This is a genomic window from Ectothiorhodospira marina (assembly GCF_900109495.1).
In the GTDB taxonomy this organism is placed as follows: Bacteria; Pseudomonadota; Gammaproteobacteria; order Ectothiorhodospirales; family Ectothiorhodospiraceae; genus Ectothiorhodospira; species Ectothiorhodospira marina.
Window position 1 is genome coordinate 1 of record NZ_FOAA01000001.1, and the last position, 17,133, is coordinate 17,133.

Here is a 17,133-nt window from a genome sequence, read left to right on the forward strand (position 1 = left end):
CCCCGCGTCGCTACGCTCCGATGGGTGGCAGCTTTGCCCCGGTCCGGGTGGCAGGCTTCACGTGGAATGGGTGGCAACCTTCAGCGGTCTACGCAGGTATAAGCCTCATTAGATCGAAAGCTTCATTGCAGTTAGAGGATTCTGGTCGGTCAGCATCGAAACTATCAGCGAGCTTTCTCTCTGGATTACTCCTCACCCTCGGTGATTTAAAGGCTATATTTTTCTATGCGAGTTTGTTTCCTGCTTTCGTTGATTTAGCCACTATCGGGACAATGGATATAGCAATAATTGCAGGGATAACCATTGTCGCAGTTGGTGGTGTCAAATTGGGCTACGCCTATTTTTCAGGGGTCGTTGCGTCATTCGTAATCAATCATCGAGCAGAACGAGCAGTTAAAGTTGCGGCTGGTGGTTTGATGGTTGGAGCAGGATCCTATCTTATAGCAAAGGCTTAACAATCGGCTGCACAGCGACCGATTTCCCGCCGCTTCGCGGCTCCAAACCGGCGCGTGAGCCGGGCGTTAGCGCGCCGCGCAAAGCGCGGCGCATCTGGCCGGGTGTAAGTCCTGGCATGGAAAGGGTTAACCACCCACCATTACCGAGTGTTGCGCCTCTGGCGGAGCGGTGGCCGCGGTGAGAACTGAGGCTACAGGCGAACAAGAGAGGTGAAGCGTACACAGGGTACGTCATAGACCGGATGGGGATGCAGCCCCTTAGAGCTGGAATCGCTTCGAAAAGCCGTTCCGGATTGGCGAGCGTTGTAACGCGCGTGAAGCCTAGACGAACCGGGCGCATTGGTGAGCCTGGAGAGAGCCGGCGGAGTTCTCAAGCTACGGTATGTGACGAGAGATGCGTCGTGAACGCGGGAGGCCCTTGTGGCTCCTGAACCGGAAAACCTCTGGGAAACAATGACATATGGCTATTGAGGCACGAAGGAGAAATCTGGATACAGGGCTAGGCCAGAGTCAGGGTGAGCCTGAGAGGCCCGGTACAGGTAAGGAAAGCGGACCCCGAGAAAGGGAACGTGACCTGACGGCCACCGGGGAGTCGGATCACCTCATAGTACTCCGAGACGGTAGAGCCGATCACATGGGGAAGGGGGTGACAGTCATACACAGTCCGCAAAGGCCACTCGCGCCGGACACTGTTGGGCCGGAGAACGACGAGCCAACCTTCCTGCGGGCGATATCCATCAAGGCGGGCACTGCGAAAGCCCACCGATTCCAGAACCTTTATGGCCTTCTGAATGAATCACTACTGCACCATGCATGGCGCACCCTGAATCAAAGGGGAGCCCCGGGCGTGGACAAGGTGACGATGGCCGAATATGGCAAGAACCTGAGTGAAAACATCAGACAACTGGTAGAACGCCTGAAACGCAACGAGTATCGAAGCCGGTTGATCCGGCGCCGGTACATTCCGAAGGGGAACGACAAGGAACGACCGCTGGGAATTCCGGTGGTGGAAGACCGACTGCTTCAGGCGGCAGCACGCCTGTTGCTGGAGGCTATCTACGAAATGGATTTTCTCTCCACCAGCTATGGCTACCGGCCGAAGCGTGGTGCACAGCAGGCGGCCAAGGATCTCACCTATGAGCTGCAGTTTGGACGTCACGGTTATGTTGTCGAAGCCGACATTAAAGGCTTCTTCGACAACATTGACCATGACTGGCTGCTACGGATGCTGGCGGAGCGGATTGACGATAAACCATTCGTTGGTCTCATTGCCAGCTGGCTGAAGGCCGGAATCCTGGAGCGAGATGGATCTGTACTCCACCCGCATACGGGAACCCCACAGGGCGGTGTGATCTCGCCGATACTGGCGAACATCTATCTGCACTATGTGCTGGATGTGTGGTTTGAGAAGCGGATCAAGCCGAGCTGTGCCGGACAGGCGTACATCATCCGCTTTGCGGATGATTTCGTGTGTGCTTTCCAGTACCGGGCGGATGCACAGCGGTTCTATCGAGCCTTGCCGAGGCGACTGGGGGCCTTTGGTCTCCAGGCGGCCTCGGAGAAGACGTGCATTCACCGCTTCAGCCGTTTTCACCCAACACGGACCCGGCGATTCACCTTCCTTGGTTTTGAATTCTACTGGGAAGCGGATAGCAAGGGGACACCGCGGGTATGGCGGCGGACCAGCCGCAAGAAGCTGCGCAGTAGCATCCGGGCCTGCAAGGACTGGCTGAAGACACACCGGTATCTTCGTCTGCCGATACTGTTGGCGACGATGAAACGCAAGGTACGGGGGCACTACAATTACTTCCGTGCCATCGGTAACATCAGCTCACTGTGGTGTTTTCACACCGCGGCAATCCGGTTGCTCTACAAGTGGCTGAACCGTCGCAGTGAAAGGCGAAGTTTGACCTGGGAAGGTCTCAGGCGGGTGCTGGAGGCCTACGCGTTTCCGACACCGGTTGAGGCGATGCAGGGGATACGGAATCGGGGGCTTGCGTGAGGGACCGTCCTTCTGCGCGAGTGAGTATGACTGAAGAGCCCGGTGCGGGAAAACCGCACGCCGGGATCTGTGCAGGGGGCGTCGGGTAACCGGCGTTCCTACTGCGACGCCATCCCATTGGAGGTCTCCATCAATCCAGAAAATAGTCCAATCGAACTAATCATTAAGCTCGGCGCTCATGAACACATGCGGTCACTATTCGAAGATGGCGTGATCTACATGAATACCTTAGAGTTCTATCGGACCTTAGAGGCCGATGATGAGCGTCGAGATGTTAATGAAGGGGCTGAGCGGGTTCGAAATTGGAGGGGAGCCATTCTCAAGCGAAAGAATCCAGAAAATGGTGCTTTCGAAGAGATCGCTCAGCTGACCCATAGCAGAATTCGAGAGCTGAATAGCAATCTTCAGAACGTGAATGTTTTCTGCTCGTACTATCTCAAGGCCGATATGCCGATTAAGAACCTTGGAAAGGAGGTTTCCGAGAGAGCAAAGCTAGGCTTTGGTGAATATGCAGTAGTTGTGGCCGATGCAGGAGAGTTCGTGACTAGAATCAAGCAGGCGGCTGCAGCAAAAGGCTACAAGCACTTTCGAAGCCTGGTTAAATATGTAGATTTTTCGCAAGATGATTTTGAAGTCGGTCCTTTTGTGAAAGATCAGATTTTCGCTCATCAAAACGAGCTGAGAATAGCGGTCTATACCGGTGAGAATACCGGCACCGCCATTCAGCTGGAGATAGGCAGCTTGGAAGACATAGCCGTTATGGTACCAGCTGAAGCGCTCGATGAAATATCAATACAAGACAAGGCTAACAAAGCAATGCACGCGACACGCGCGTGATTGCGGCGTTGTGCTTGAAGGGCCGACACTGTAACCGAGGGGAGATCCAAAGTGCCAACAATATCTATGTTCTACGGGATTATTGTGCGAATGTACTTCGCGCCGAAGGAGCATCCGCCGCCACACTTTCATGTCTACTACGGCGAATACAAGGCGATAGTGGATATCCTTACGTGCGAGATTATCGAAGGCAATCTTCCAAAGAAACAAACGAAACTTGCCTTGGCATGGGCGGAGCTTCGCCAAGACGAGTTGATGGCCGATTGGGAGTTGGTCTTGAATGGTGAGGAACCATTCAAGATTCAGCCACTTCAGTAAGGTGAACAAAATGCATCCCTCAGTCACAAACGTTACTCCTTCTGACAACTATACGCTGCAAGTCGATTTTGACAATGGCGAGCGCGGGATACTAGATATGAAGCCGTATCTCGACTTCGGTGTTTTTCAGCGGCTGAAGGACCGAAATGCTTTTGAGCGTGTCCGGGTATCTTTTGATACGGTTGAGTGGGACTCTGGAATAGATCTTGATCCGGAGTTTGTTTACGAAAAATGCAGGCGAAATAGGGCACAACAAGGCGCTCCAGCCGACGCATGAAGCCGTGCGGCTGAGCGCTGGCGTCTCCCGTAACCCGTACGCGTCGAAGTTGAAGCGACAGGTGACGATTCGCATGGGCGATAACGTGGTGGAGTATTTCAAGCAGCTTTCGGAAGAAACGGGGATGAAGTGGTTCAGTCCCGGGAGGCGAAGATCGGCAGTTCAAGGAATCGGGCATGGGCGATCCATCGATTGAGCACCGGCACCACCGCGTCCGCGTCATCCAGGGCCAGCTTTCCGCCCTCGCAAAAATCATTCTGCACATCGACGATGATCAGGGCGTCGCCAACGCGGGGGGTGGCATCGAATTCGGTCATGGTGGGCATACCTCCGGGGAGCGGGGCTCGAAAGGGCAGGGGATCAGCCGCCCTGGCTGACCCGGCGGGTCACCTCGGCCTGATGCTGCTGCAGGGCCGGGCTGGTGTGGACCGGGTAAGGGGTGTCCGGGGGCATCAGGCCCCGGATGTAGGCGGGCAGGTGACTCATCTGAGCCCGGGCGTGCTCCCGGATGACATCCAGGTCCCGCACGTGGTCCGGCAGGCGCCGACCGTCGCGCATCACCGGCTGGAGCAGGGGGGTGCCGGGCAGGTCCTCGTGGGCGCGGCCGATGGTGTCGGCGCTGAATTCACCGCCGTGCTGCTCGCGAAAGATCTGTTTGCGCCCGGGCAGGATGGGCTTGCCGCTGGAGAGCTTGAGGCGACCCTGTCCGGCGTATTCGGCCAGCTTGTAGGCGATGTCCAGATCCGGGGCGTCCCGGGACACGCCCAGGCTGGTGCCCACGCCGAAGCCGTCGATGGGGGCGCCGTCGGCGATCAGCCCGGCGATGGCATGTTCGTTCAGGCTGCCGCTGGCAAAGATCTCCACGGCGTTCAGCCCGGCCGCGTCCAGACGGGCGCGGCTCGCCCGGGCCAGTTTGCCCAGATCGCCGGAGTCCAGTCGCACCGCGCGTATCCGGAAGGCATCGCCGCGCTGCCGGGCCAGTTCGATCACGCGGTCGATGCCGGCCAGGGTGTCGTAGGTGTCCACCAGCAGGACGGTGTCGGGATAGAGGCGGGAGAAGGCCTCGAACGCCTGGGCCTCGCTGTCGTGAGCCTGGATGTAGCTGTGGGCCATGGTGCCCCGGACCGGCACGCCGTACAGGCGTCCGGCCAGGCAATTGGAAGTGCCGGCAATGCCCGCCACATGAAAGGCCCGGGTCCCCTTGAGCGAGGCGTCCACGCCGTGGGTGCGGCGGGCGCCGAAGTCGATCACGGGGCGTCCGTCGGCGGCATGCACCATGCGCACGGCCTTGGAGGCCAGCACGGTCTGCAGGTGGATCTGGTTCATCACCAGGGTTTCCACCAGTTGCGCTTGCGGCAGCGGTGCCTGGATTTCCAGGATGGGCTCGTTGGCAAAGACGGGGGTGCCCTCGGCCACGGCGAACACGTCCCCGGTGAAGCGAAAATCCGCCAGCCACTGGAGGAATCGGTCCTTGAAGGGGCCCAGGGAGGCCAGGTAGTCCAGATCCGCCGGGTCGAACGACAGGTTTTCCAGCTGTCCCAGCGCCGTATCCAGGCCGCAGGCCAGCAGAGTGTTGCGCCCGGCGGGCAGGCGTCGCACGAAGAGGGAAAACACCGCCTCATCCTCCAGGCCTTCCTCCCGATAGGCCTGCAGCATGGTGAGTTCATAGAGGTCGGTCAGCAGGCCCAGGGCGCCGCCGTAGGCCAGTTGCGCACTGTCGGGGTTTTCACGTATGCCGTTCATGAGCGGGCCCTCGACGGGATCGGCTTTACCCTGAAGCTAGATGACCGGCCAAGGTTTGTCACGGGCTGCCCCGTGTCTGGCCGACGGTAGTGAAATTCCCACCAGATCATATTATGAACGAGCCTTTTCCCCTGGCTTCCGTGCGGCGCGCTCATGACGCGCCCGGGAGCGACCCCGAGACCAGGCCCGCAGAGCGCGCAGCAGGAGATCCAGACCGTGGAATTGGCCGGTGCCGAGAATTTGTCCGATGCCTTGGCATAAAGCGGTCTCCACTGCGGCTGAAACATTGAAGCTGAGCATGGAATCGGGCTATGTTCAGCCTGAGCCGACCAAGGCGTTGTCCAGGCATTTCACACCGCCACTGCCGCCTGCTGCAACGGGCTGATGGCTATGGCGATACCTTTCAACCCAAATCCATGCAGGAGGACGCGAGCAGGGCAGGGATGGGGTTTCTCGCGCAAAATGATGAAAACCCTGCAAATCAGGGTCAGCGGACGAGTTCAGGGCGTGGGTTTTCGTCCCTTTGTGTATCGTCTGGCCCGGGATTTGAACCTGGTGGGACAGGTGAGCAATACCCAGGGCGGGGTGAATATCCATTTACAAGGGGCGCAGCCTGCACTTGAGGACTTCAAACACCGCCTGCTGATGCAGGCACCGGTCCACGCCCGGGTGTCTGCTTGCCAAGAGGACTGGCTGGATACGTCTGCCTATCAGGCCTTCACGATTGAGCCCAGCCTCAATAGCCAAGAAACCCTGAGCTTAGAGGCGCCTTTGGATACCCGGCCCTGCCCGGCTTGTCTGGAGGAGATGTTTAACCCCCAGGATCGTCGCTGGCGCTATCCCTTTATCAATTGCACTCAGTGTGGCCCACGCTACACCCTGATGCGGCAAAGGCCCTATGACCGCCCGCAGTGAAGTGGACCCCATCTGCTGGACCACCTGACAGGGGGTTTAAGCTCTAACCGGGTTGTATCTCTCAGGCGTCAGGCCGCCCGAGTCAGAGGTTGGTTGAAGTAGACCTCATCCGGTGTTGCATCGTCCATCCCCTGGTGGGGCCGCTCTGCGTTGTACCAGGCGAAGTACTGCTTCAGATCCTGGCGTAAGTGGGCTCCATTTTCAAAGGCCTTCAGGTAGACGCACTCGTACTTCACGCTGCGCCAGAGCCGCTCCACGAAGATGTTGTCCTGGTAACAGCCCTTGCCGTCCATGCTGATCTGGATTTTGTGGGATTCCAGCACCTGGGTGAACGCCTTGCTGGTGAACTGGCAGCCTTGGTCCGTGTTGAAGATCTCGGGCCGCCCATGGCGTGCCAGAGCCTCCTCAAGGGCATCAATGCAGAAGTCGGTGTCCAGGGTGTTCGACACACGCCAGGAGAGCACACGACGACTGTGCCAGTCCATGATGGCCACCAGGTACATGAACCCCCGGGCCATCGGGATGAACGTCACATCGGTCGCCCAGACCTGGTTGGGACGATCAATCACCAGATCCCGCAGCAGGTAGGGATAGATCCGGTGGCCCTCGCCCGGTCGACTGGTGCGCGGCCTCGGATACACGGCGTGCAGGCCCATCTGGCGCATCAGCCGCTGGACTCGCTTGCGGTTTACCGGGTGGCCCAAGCGGTTGAGATAGACCCTCATCCGCCGTGAACCATAGAACGGCCTTCGCAGGTATTCCTCGTCAATCAGGCGCATCAGCTCCAGGTCGCTATCCTGGGCCGGCTTGGCCCGGTAGTACACCGAGGAACGACTGATGTCGAGCAACTGACACTGTCGCCGAACGCTGACATCAACCGCCTGCGACTCCACCAGGGCCTGTCGCTGGGCCCGGCTCAACGACCGAGCCTGCGCGATAAAAAATCCCGTTCCACCGTCAGCTTGCCGATCTCACGGTACAGGGTGTCGATCTCCTCCTGGGTCTTCTGGGCCGCCTTGCCCCCGCCCTTGCCCTCGAAGATCCCCGTCGCCTTGTCCAGCAACTCACGCCGCCACTGACTCACCATGGTCGGATGGATCTCGAAGCGGGCTGCCAGCTCCGAGGTGGTCTGCTCCCCTTTGAGGGCCTCAAGGGCCACCTTGGCCTTGAAGTCGGCACTGTATTGCTTGCGTTTCCTGCTCATGATCAGATTCTCCTGTCGGAATGATCAGAGCTTAACCCCTGGTCCGAATTTTGGGGTCCACCTCGCAGACCAGTATGCAGGCCTTTGAGCAGTGTCCCACCTGCCTGGCTGAATACCAGAACCCGGCCGATCGGCGCTTCCACGCCCAGCCCAATGCCTGTGCCCAGTGTGGCCCCCGTCTCTGGTGTTCGACAGCCGATGGCGAACCCCTTTCGGGGGACCCCCTGGAACGGGCCGTTGCTGGCCTGCAAGCCGGGAAGATCCTGGCGATTCGGGGCATGGGGGGCTTTTACCTGATGTGTGCCGCCGATGATCCGGTGGCCATCGCGCAGCTGCGCCATAGAAAACGCCGGCCACACAAGCCCCTGGCGATCATGGCCCTGAATGGGGCGTCGCTGGAACCCTGGGTGGAGTTGAGTCGTGAGAACCGGGCGCTGCTGGAGTCTGCGGCGGCGCCCCTGCTGATCGTGCCCTACAAGGAGGGAGCGGCAAGCCAATTGATGTTGGAAGCCCTGGCGCCTGGGTTAAAGGATTTGGGGGTGCTTCTGCCGTCTACACCCTTGCACTGGCTACTGTTCCACACCCTGTTGGGTCAGCCGAAAGGCAGTGGTTGGTTGCAACGCCCCTTATCCACCGCCTGGGTGGCCACCAGTGCCAACCTGGGTGGCCAGCCCTTGATCACGGACAATCACCAGGCACTGGAACAACTGGCCGATATTGCCGACCTTTGGTTGTTGCACGACCGGGAGATTATCACCGGCTGCGATGACAGTGTGTTTCAAGCCAGTCGTTCACCCCGGGCCCTGGTGAGACCAGGCCGGGGACTGGCCCCTTTGCACCTGACGCTGCCTGAGGCTTCGCCAGTGCGGGTATTGGCCCTGGGGGCTTACCTGAAAACCAGTGTTTGTCTGCTGGGTGAAGACCAGGCATGTCTCTCCCAATACGTAGGCGACCTGGATCAGGCCACCACCTGCCGACGCCTGCGGGCAACGGCTGAACACCTTTGCCAACTGCTGGATTTCCGGCCGGAAATGATCTGCAGTGACCTGCACCCGGATGTTTACTCTTCGCGCCTGGCTGAAGAATTGGCAAGGCAATGGCAGCTGCCCTGGCTGCAGGTCCAGCATCATCATGCCCATGTGGCCGCCGTGATGGCGGAGTTCGGGTTACAGGAGAGGGTGCTGGGCCTGGTCCTGGATGGTCAGGGCCTGGGAGAAGAGGGTCAGGCCCGCGGGGGGGAGCTTCTGGAGGTCAATACCCTGGGATTCTCCCGTCTGGGGGAACTGGCTCCACTGTTATTACCCGGTGGCGATCAGGCCGCCAGGGAACCCTGGCGTCTGGCGGCCGGGGTGTTGCACCAACTGGGGCTCAAGGCCTCTGCCGCCTTCGATCCTGGTGATCAGCCGGGTCATGCCCTGTTGCAAAAACTCCTGGCAAGGCCGCATCTATGCAGCCCCACCACGAGCGCAGGGCGTCTTTTTGATGCTGCGGCGGGCCTTCTGGGGGTGTGCAGCCACCAAAGCCATGAAGCCCAGGCCGCCATGCAACTGGAAGCCCTGGTGACGGGCCTGCCAACGCTTGCCGAAAGACTCTGGACCCTGAAGGAGGGGCAACTGAGTTTCTGGCCCTTGCTGTCGGCGGTGTCCACCTTGACCGATCCGCGACAGGGTGCCGAAGTCTTCCATGCCGGTTTGATCGGGGGGCTGGAAGAATGGCTGGAGAAGGCCAGTGAAGACACGGGCCTCAGGAAGGTGGTGCTGTCCGGGGGGTGTTTCTTGAATGGTGTGTTGCGCCAGGCATTGGTGGCCCGCCTGCAAGCCAGGGGGCTGGAGGTGTATGTCCCGCAACGGGTTTCGGTGAATGATACCGGGCTGGCCCTGGGCCAGGCCTGGGTTGCATCCATGGCAAGAAAGACCGATGACTCACAGTTCTTGGAGAGGTTGTCCTATGTGCCTGGCCGTACCGGTCCGAATTGACGCGTTGGTGGATGACCAGACCGCCACGGCGAATCTGGGTGGGATCAGGAAGAACATCAACATTGCCCTGGTTGATGATCTTCAGGTGGGTGACTACGTGATCCTGCATGTGGGGGTGGCCTTGAAAAAGCTGGACCAGGAGGAGGCGGACAAGACCCTGGCGCTGTTTGGTGAGCTGGAGGCCTTGGAGCACGCCCAGGGCCACGAGAGCACACCATGAAGTATATCGATGAATTTCGCGATGGAGACAAGGCCAGACACATCGCCCGGCTGATCCATCAGCAGGTCAGGGGAGGCCGAAGCTACCGCTTGATGGAGTTTTGTGGTGGCCATACCCATGCCATTTTTCGTGATGGCCTGGTGGATCTCTTGCCCCAGGAAATCGAACTGATTCATGGGCCGGGCTGCCCGGTGTGTGTGTTGCCCATGGCCCGCCTGGATATGGCCATCGAACTGGCCCAAAACCCGCAGGTGATCCTCTGCACCTATGGCGATATGTTGAGGGTGCCCGCTTCGGGTGGAACCTCTCTACTGAAGGTCAGGGCCGAAGGGGGCGATGTGCGCATGGTCTATTCCCCACTGGATGTCCTGGCCCTTGCCCGCGACAATCCTGAGCGTCAGGTGGTGTTTTTTGCCATCGGGTTTGAGACCACCACCCCACCGACCGCCCTGGTCCTGCGCCAGGCCGATCAGTTGGGGTTCACCAACCTCTCCATCTTTTGCAACCATGTGCTCACTCCGGCGGCCATGCACGCCATCTTGAGCGATGATGGCCCCCGGCACCTGGATGGCTTTATCGGCCCGGCGCATGTCAGCACGGTGATTGGCAGCCAGGCCTATCAGGTCTTCCCCGAGCAGTATAAGAAACCGGTGGTGATAGCCGGCTTTGAGCCGCTGGATGTCCTTCAGGCCATCCTGTTGCTGGTCAGGCAGCTCAATGCGGGCCGGGCGGAGGTGGAAAACGAATTCACCCGTGCGGTCACCCCCCAAGGCAACCTCAAGGCCAGACAGCTGATGGACGAGGTGTTCACCCTGAGAGACCGCTTTGAGTGGCGTGGCCTGGGCAGCCTGCCCCGAAGTGCCCTTCGTGTGCGACCTGAACTGGCGCATCTGGATGCTGAAGAGCGTTTTACCTTCAGCGCTGGGCAGTCCAGGGAAAACAAGGCCTGTGAGTGTCCCGCGGTCCTGCGTGGCCTGAAAAGGCCCAGCGAATGCCCACTGTTTGGTAATCCCTGTAGTCCGGAAAACCCCCTGGGGTCCTGCATGGTTTCCTCCGAGGGTGCCTGTGCTGCCTACTACAGCTATGGACGTAATCGTACGCAAGAGCAACGTTTGGCAAGGGGTTGATCGGGCATGGCAACACTGGATATCAAGAAGGGCCGTGTCGAGATGATCCATGGCAGTGGCGGCAGGGCCAGTCAGGATCTGCTGGAGCAGCTTTTTCTGCCGCTGTTGGATAACCCCTGGCTCAATCAAAGAAATGACCAGGCGGTATTTGATCTGCCCCCCGGCAGGGTGGTGATGGCAACGGATGGGCATGTGGTGTCCCCGCTGTTTTTCCCAGGCGGGGACATCGGCAGTCTGGCAGTGCATGGCACGCTCAATGATCTGGCCATGGCCGGTGCCCGTCCCTGTTATCTGTCGGCCGGTTTTATCCTGGAAGAAGGCTTTCCCCTGGCTGATCTCCATAGACTGGTGGCTTCCATGGCGGAAGCCGCCAGGAAGGCGGGCACCCCCATCGTCACCGGAGACACCAAGGTGGTGGAGAAGGGCAAGGGGGATGGTGTCTTCATCACCACCAGCGGTGTCGGCGTGGTTCCTGAGGGGTGCAGGTTGTCTGGTGATCAGGCTCGGCCAGGGGATGCCATCCTGGTCTCCGGGAGCATCGGGGATCATGGGGTGACGCTGCTGTCCCTGCGTGAGAGCCTGGGTTTTGAAACCGAAATCTGCTCCGACTCCCAGGCCTTGCACCGCCTGGTGGAGGTCATGCTGGAGGTGTCCCCCGGCCTGCGAGGGCTACGTGATCCCACCCGGGGCGGGCTGGCCACCTGTCTGAATGAACTGGCTCAGCAATCCGGCGTGGGGATGCAGATCGATGAAAGGCAGTTGCCTGTTCGGGAAACCGTCAGGGCCGCCTGCGAGTTTCTGGGTCTGGATCCTCTCTACAGTGCCAATGAAGGCAAGCTGGTGGCCATCTGCCCGGCTAAAGAGGCCCCCGCCTTGTTGCAGGCGATGCGCGGTCATCCTCAAGGTGAAGAGGCAGCGATCATCGGGCAGGTCACCCGGGATCCGCAAAACCTGGTACAGATGCAAACCCGTTTGGGTGGACAAAGGATCATCGACTGGTTGCAGGGGGATCAACTGCCCAGGATTTGTTAGGTTGACGGTTGCGCTGGGTCCAGAGGCATGCAGCATGGTGGGTTCGTAAGGCCAGTTGCTCACTGTCGGGCTTTTCGCATATGCCGTTCATGGGGGTGGCCTCGAGGGGATCGGCTTTACCCTGAAGCTGGATGACCGGTCGAGGTTTGTCACGGACTGGCCAGCGTCTGGTCGATGGTAGTGAAATTCCCCCCGGATCATATTATGATCGAACCTTTTCCCCATCGTTTCCGTGCGGCGCGGCCATCACGCGCCCGGGGGCGATCCCAAGACCAGGCTCGCACAGTGCGCAGCAGGAGACCAAGACCGTGGAATTGACCGGCGCCGAGATATTTGTCCGATGTCTGCAAGAAGAAAATGTCGACACGTTGTTCGGTTATCCCGGCGGTTCGGTACTGCATATCTACGATGCCCTGTACCGCCAGGATAAGGTGGAGCACATCCTGGTGCGCCACGAACAGGCCGCCGTGCACGCCGCCGAGGGCTATGCCAAGTCCACTGGGCGGCCCGGTGCAGTGCTGGTGACGTCCGGTCCCGGGGCCACCAATGCGGTCACCGGTATTGCCGATGCCTACATGGACTCCGTGCCCCTGGTGGTCTTCAGCGGTCAGGTGCCCACCAGTCTGATCGGTAACGATGCCTTCCAGGAGGTGGACACCGTGGGCATCACGCGGCCCTGCGTGAAGCACAACTTCCTGGTCAAGGACGTGAAGGATCTGGCCACCACCATCAAGAAGGCCTTCTATGTGGCCACCACCGGGCGCCCGGGGCCGGTAGTGGTGGACATCCCCAAGGACATCACCGCCGACAAGTGCGAGTTTCATTACCCGCGTTCCATCAAGATGCGCTCGTACAACCCCACGGTGAAGGGCCACCCGGGGCAGATCCGTCGTGCCGTGGACCTGATGCTCTCCGCCCACCAGCCGGTGATCTACAGTGGCGGTGGCGTGATCCTGAGCAATGCCTCCAAGTCCCTGACCGAATTGACCCGGCTGCTGAACTACCCCATCACCAATACCTTGATGGGCCTGGGCGCTTACCCCTCGTCGGATAGGCAGTTCATGGGCATGCTGGGGATGCACGGCACCTACGAGGCCAATATGGCCATGCATCACGCGGATGTGCTGATTGCCATCGGCGCCCGCTTCGATGACCGGGTGACAGGCAATATCGAGAAGTTCTGCCCCAATGCCCGCATCGTCCACGTGGACGTGGATCCGGCCTCCATCTCCAAGAACGTGAAGGTGGATGTGCCCATCGTGGGTCAGGTGGACAGCGTGCTCAAGGCCATGATCAAGGAGATCAAGGCCGGAGAGCGCCGCCCCGATCCCGAACCCCTGGAAAACTGGTGGAAGCAGATCGACGAATGGCGCTCCATGGACTGCCTGAAATACGATCGCGACAGCGAGTTGATCAAGCCCCAGTACGTGCTGGAGACCCTGCATCGTCTCACCAAGGGGGATGCCTTCGTCACCTCCGATGTGGGCCAGCACCAGATGTGGGCGGCGCAGTTCTATGGTTTCGACAAGCCCAATCGCTGGATCAACTCCGGGGGGCTGGGCACCATGGGCTTCGGCCTGCCGGCAGCCATCGGCACCCAGCTGGCCCATCGGGACGAGACCGTGGTCTGCGTGACCGGCGAGGCCAGCATCCAGATGTGCATCCAGGAGTTGTCCACGGCCCTGCAGTATCATCTGCCCATCAAAGTGGTGGCCCTGAACAACCGCTACATGGGCATGGTGCGCCAGTGGCAGGAGTTCTTCTATCAGGGGCGTTATGCCATGTCCTACATGGATGCCCTGCCGGACTTCGTGCAGCTGGCCGAGGCCTACGGGCATGTGGGCATGCGCATTGAGTCGCCGGGCGACGTGGAAGGGGCGCTCAAGGAGGCCCTGGACATGAAGGATCGTCTGGTCTTCATGGACTTCATCACTGACCAGAGTGAGAACGTCTATCCCATGATCCCGGCCGGTGCGGGCCAGAACGAAATGATCCTCCTGTAATCATGCGACATATTATCTCGATACTGATGGAAAACGAGTCCGGCGCCCTCTCCCGGGTGGCCGGCCTGTTCTCGGCTCGCGGCTACAATATTGAATCGCTGACCGTGGCCCCCACTGAGGATCCCACCCTGTCCCGGCTCACCCTGGTGACCCGGGGGTCGGACCAGGTGATCGAGCAGATCACCAAGCAGCTCAACAAGCTGGTGGACGTGGTCAAGCTGCTGGATCTGACCGAGCATCGCCACATCGAGCGCGAGATGATGCTCATCAAGCTCAAGGTGCAGGATGCCGACCAGCGGGCCGAGGTCATGCGTATGGCCGAGATCTTCCGCGGCCACATCATCGATGTGAGCGCCGCCACCTACGTGGTGGAGCTTACCGGCGACAGCGAAAAACTGGACGCCTTCGTGGAATCCATGGGCCACTTCGAGGTGATCGAGGTGGTGCGCTCCGGCGTCATGGGCATTGCCCGTGGCGACGTGGCCCTGAAACTCTGATTACTCTTTCCCTTCAACCCAACGTTCATTTTCCGGGGATTTACCAAATGCAGGTCTATTACGACAAAGACGCCGATCTTTCCATCATCCAGGGGATGAAGGTGGCCATCATCGGTTATGGCTCCCAGGGTCATGCCCATGCCAACAACCTGAAGGATTCCGGCGTCGACGTGACCGTGGGCTTGCGCCCGGGTTCGTCCTCCGCCAAGAAGGCCGAGGACGCTGGCCTGAATGTGAAGAACATCGAAGTGGCCGTGAAGGGTGCCGACCTGGTGATGGTGCTGGCCCCGGATGAGCATCAGGCCGACCTGTATGCTCAGCAGATCGAGCCCAACCTGAAGGAGGGCGGTGCCCTGGCCTTCGCCCATGGGTTCAATGTGCATTTCGAACAGATCCAGCCCCGCGCGGATCTGGACGTGCTGATGATCGCCCCCAAGGGCCCTGGTCACCTGGTGCGCTCCACCTACACTCAGGGTGGCGGCGTGCCCAGCCTGATCGCCGTCTACCAGGATGCCTCTGGTCGGGGTCGCGATATCGCCCTGTCCTATGCCTCCGCCAATGGCGGTGGTCGTGCCGGCATCATCGAGACCACCTTCAAGGACGAGACCGAGACCGACCTGTTCGGCGAGCAGGCCGTGCTGTGTGGCGGCGCCTCCGCCCTGGTGCAGGCCGGTTTTGAAACCCTGGTCGAGGCGGGTTACCCGCCGGAGATGGCCTACTTCGAGTGCTTGCACGAACTCAAGCTGATCGTTGACCTGATGTACGAAGGTGGCGTGGCCGATATGCGCTACTCCATTTCCAACACCGCCGAGTACGGTGACATCACCCGTGGCCCGCGCGTGGTGAACGAGCAGACCAAGGATGAGATGCGCAAGATCCTGCGTGAGATCCAGACAGGCGAGTTCGCGCGTGAGTTCATCCTGGAAAACAAGGCCGGTGCGCCGCGCCTCAAGGCCAGCCGTCGTCTGGCCCGCGAGCATGATCTGGAAGTGGTGGGCAGTCGCCTGCGGGACATGATGCCCTGGATCAAGGACAACAAGATCGTCGATAAGTCCAAGAACTAAAGCCGCAATGCCCCGGGTGCGCCACGCGTGCCCGGGGCCGGGATCATCATGTTACCCATCGCTCCGGAAGGACGCCTCTATCTTGCGCTGCTGGCCGTGTTGGTGGCCGTGGCGCATTTGTTTCTGGGCGTCTGGGCCCTGCCCACGTGGCTGTTGTTGCTGGGTGGTTTCTTCATTTTTCGGAATTGGGGGCGGGAGACACCTTCCCGCCCGCTGGCCGTTGTCAGCCCATTGGATGCTCGGGTGATGGCCGTGGACGAATGCCACGACCCCTTCCTGGAGCGTCCGGCGCTGTGTGTCACCCTGCGCCAGAGTTGGCGAGGGGAGTTCAATATGTACAGCCCGGTGGAGTGCCGGGTGCAGCAATTCTTCCGGCGCAAGACGGATACCGCCGTGGATGCGAGCGGGTATCTGGCCGTCTGGCTGAAGACTGACGAGGCGGAAGATGTGGTGGTGGCCATGCAGTGCCGCTCCTGGCCGCATGTGTTCCACTGCATGGCCGGCGCCGGTGACCGTCTGGGCCAGAGCCGTCGTTGCGGTTTTCTGGGGTTCGCCCGATGGGCGCAGGTCTATCTGCCGCCAACGGCCCGTGCCGAAGTAAGACCCGGGCAGCGTATCAGCGCGGCCACTGATGTGATCGCCACACTGGTACACAAGAAGCAGGATGCCGACGCGTGAATAACGGTCATCAAATACGCTCTCCGCGGGGGCGGCGTGGCATCTATCTGCTCCCCAATCTATTCACCACGGGGGCGCTGTTTGCCGGTTTCTACGGCATCATCGCCGCCTTTGAAGGTCAGTTCACTGCTGCAGCGGTGGCAATTTTTGTGGCCATGGTCCTGGATGGCCTGGACGGGCGCGTGGCCCGCATGACCCAGACCCAGACGGCCTTCGGGGCAGAATATGATTCCCTGGCGGATATGGCCTCCTTTGGCTTGGCGCCGGCCATCATCGTCTATCTATGGGCGCTGTCGGGGCTGGGGCAGTTGGGCTGGGTGGTCGCCTTTTTCTATGCCGCCGCCACCGCCCTGCGTCTGGCCAGGTTTAACGTCAAGGCGGGCAGCTCTGACAAGCGTTTTTTCCAGGGGCTGCCCAGTCCTTCAGCAGCAGCTGTCCTGATGGGGATGGTCTGGGTGTGGAACGAGTTGGGCTTTGCGGGCGAGGATCTGGTTCTGCTGGCGCTACTGATGACCGTGTTTGCGGGGGCTGCCATGGTGAGCAACCTCACTTACTTCAGTTTCAAGGACATGGATTTTCGCCATCGCGTGCCGTTCTTCGTGGTGCTGGGAATGCTGTTTGCCGTGATGTTGACCGCCCTGGATCCCGCCAAGGTATTGTGGACCGGGTTCCTGTTGTATGCCTTGTCCGGGCCAGGGCTGGTGTTATTGCGCTGGCGGCGCAAGCGCCAGCTGCGCGCCGGAGGGAATTGACCCGTTCCGCGCATTGACGCGGTGTAAATATGG

General features: G+C 60.2%; 18 protein-coding genes. 15 read left to right on the plus strand and 3 right to left on the minus strand.

Annotation, left to right across the window (positions count from 1 at the left end; translation table 11 throughout):
• The 5 genes from BMY52_RS00005 to BMY52_RS00025 all read left to right on the plus strand — a co-directional run.
• Positions 1–455: LysE family translocator (locus BMY52_RS00005; protein WP_143050384.1), on the plus strand; the 455-nt coding region annotated here is incomplete at its 5' end.
• 736 nt (positions 456–1,191) lie between these two features.
• A complete protein-coding gene (ltrA, locus tag BMY52_RS00010; protein WP_281244058.1) occupies positions 1,192–2,457 on the plus strand; it encodes a group II intron reverse transcriptase/maturase in 1,266 nt (421 codons plus the stop codon).
• Between the two features lie 42 nt (positions 2,458–2,499).
• Positions 2,500–3,294: a hypothetical protein gene (locus BMY52_RS00015; RefSeq protein ID WP_177169783.1), complete on the plus strand. Its 795-nt coding sequence runs from the start codon at positions 2,500–2,502 to the stop codon at positions 3,292–3,294.
• A gap of 66 nt (positions 3,295–3,360) precedes the next feature.
• A complete protein-coding gene (locus BMY52_RS00020) occupies positions 3,361–3,612 on the plus strand; it encodes a DUF4160 domain-containing protein (protein ID WP_218140377.1) in 252 nt (83 codons plus the stop codon).
• 10 nt (positions 3,613–3,622) lie between these two features.
• Positions 3,623–3,889 (plus strand): DUF2442 domain-containing protein, encoded by a 267-nt coding sequence (locus BMY52_RS00025; RefSeq protein WP_090250430.1) that lies wholly within the window; start codon positions 3,623–3,625, stop codon positions 3,887–3,889.
• Positions 3,890–4,023: 134 nt separating this feature from the next.
• Here BMY52_RS00025 and BMY52_RS00035 read toward each other — a convergent pair whose 3' ends face one another.
• Positions 4,024–4,206: an isochorismatase family protein gene (locus BMY52_RS00035; protein WP_090250433.1), complete on the minus strand. Its 183-nt coding sequence runs from the start codon at positions 4,204–4,206 to the stop codon at positions 4,024–4,026.
• A 43-nt stretch (positions 4,207–4,249) separates the two neighbouring features.
• Positions 4,250–5,632 (minus strand): nicotinate phosphoribosyltransferase, encoded by a 1,383-nt coding sequence (locus tag BMY52_RS00040; RefSeq protein WP_090249301.1) that lies wholly within the window; start codon positions 5,630–5,632, stop codon positions 4,250–4,252.
• A gap of 462 nt (positions 5,633–6,094) precedes the next feature.
• Here BMY52_RS00040 and BMY52_RS00045 point away from each other — a divergent pair, with 462 nt between their 5' ends.
• Positions 6,095–6,547 (plus strand): acylphosphatase, encoded by a 453-nt coding sequence (locus BMY52_RS00045; protein ID WP_177169784.1) that lies wholly within the window; start codon positions 6,095–6,097, stop codon positions 6,545–6,547.
• A gap of 68 nt (positions 6,548–6,615) precedes the next feature.
• On the opposite strand, the gene BMY52_RS00050 is transcribed toward BMY52_RS00045, so the two are convergent.
• A protein-coding gene (locus BMY52_RS00050) for an IS3 family transposase (RefSeq protein WP_425429211.1) occupies positions 6,616–7,751 on the minus strand; the annotation gives its coding sequence in 2 pieces (ribosomal slippage) (positions 6,616–7,475 and positions 7,475–7,751; 1,137 coding nt in all).
• A 74-nt stretch (positions 7,752–7,825) separates the two neighbouring features.
• On the opposite strand from BMY52_RS00050, the gene hypF reads away from it, so the two are divergent.
• The 9 genes from hypF (at position 7,826) to pssA (ending at position 17,100) form a co-directional block, all read left to right on the plus strand.
• Positions 7,826–9,727 (plus strand): carbamoyltransferase HypF, encoded by a 1,902-nt coding sequence (gene hypF, locus BMY52_RS00055; RefSeq protein WP_143050386.1) that lies wholly within the window; start codon positions 7,826–7,828, stop codon positions 9,725–9,727.
• 7 nt (positions 9,728–9,734) lie between these two features.
• Positions 9,735–9,947 (plus strand): HypC/HybG/HupF family hydrogenase formation chaperone, encoded by a 213-nt coding sequence (locus BMY52_RS00060; RefSeq protein ID WP_245740446.1) that lies wholly within the window; start codon positions 9,735–9,737, stop codon positions 9,945–9,947.
• Positions 9,944–11,074 (plus strand): hydrogenase formation protein HypD, encoded by a 1,131-nt coding sequence (gene hypD / locus BMY52_RS00065; protein ID WP_090249316.1) that lies wholly within the window; start codon positions 9,944–9,946, stop codon positions 11,072–11,074. Before BMY52_RS00060 ends, hypD begins: the two co-directional genes overlap by 4 nt.
• 6 nt (positions 11,075–11,080) lie before the next feature.
• On the plus strand, positions 11,081–12,106 hold the full coding sequence (gene hypE, locus BMY52_RS00070) for a hydrogenase expression/formation protein HypE (RefSeq protein ID WP_090249318.1): 1,026 nt from the start codon (positions 11,081–11,083) through the stop codon (positions 12,104–12,106).
• Positions 12,107–12,414: 308 nt separating this feature from the next.
• Complete coding sequence (locus BMY52_RS00075; protein ID WP_090249321.1) at positions 12,415–14,109, plus strand: acetolactate synthase 3 large subunit; 1,695 nt, start codon at positions 12,415–12,417, stop codon at positions 14,107–14,109.
• A 2-nt stretch (positions 14,110–14,111) separates the two neighbouring features.
• Positions 14,112–14,606, plus strand: a complete 495-nt coding sequence (gene ilvN / locus BMY52_RS00080; RefSeq protein ID WP_090249324.1) for an acetolactate synthase small subunit — start codon at positions 14,112–14,114, stop codon at positions 14,604–14,606.
• 47 nt (positions 14,607–14,653) lie between these two features.
• Positions 14,654–15,670 carry a ketol-acid reductoisomerase gene (gene ilvC / locus BMY52_RS00085; protein ID WP_090249327.1) on the plus strand — a complete coding sequence of 339 codons (1,017 nt, stop codon included), beginning with the start codon at positions 14,654–14,656 and terminating at the stop codon, positions 15,668–15,670.
• 48 nt (positions 15,671–15,718) lie between these two features.
• Positions 15,719–16,348: a phosphatidylserine decarboxylase gene (locus BMY52_RS00090; RefSeq protein ID WP_143050387.1), complete on the plus strand. Its 630-nt coding sequence runs from the start codon at positions 15,719–15,721 to the stop codon at positions 16,346–16,348.
• The gene (pssA, locus tag BMY52_RS00095) at positions 16,345–17,100 is read left to right on the plus strand and encodes a CDP-diacylglycerol--serine O-phosphatidyltransferase (protein WP_090249333.1); all 756 of its coding nucleotides are present in this window, start codon (positions 16,345–16,347) and stop codon (positions 17,098–17,100) included. The genes BMY52_RS00090 and pssA overlap by 4 nt, the downstream gene beginning before the upstream one ends.
• The last annotated feature ends 33 nt before the right edge of the window (positions 17,101–17,133 follow it).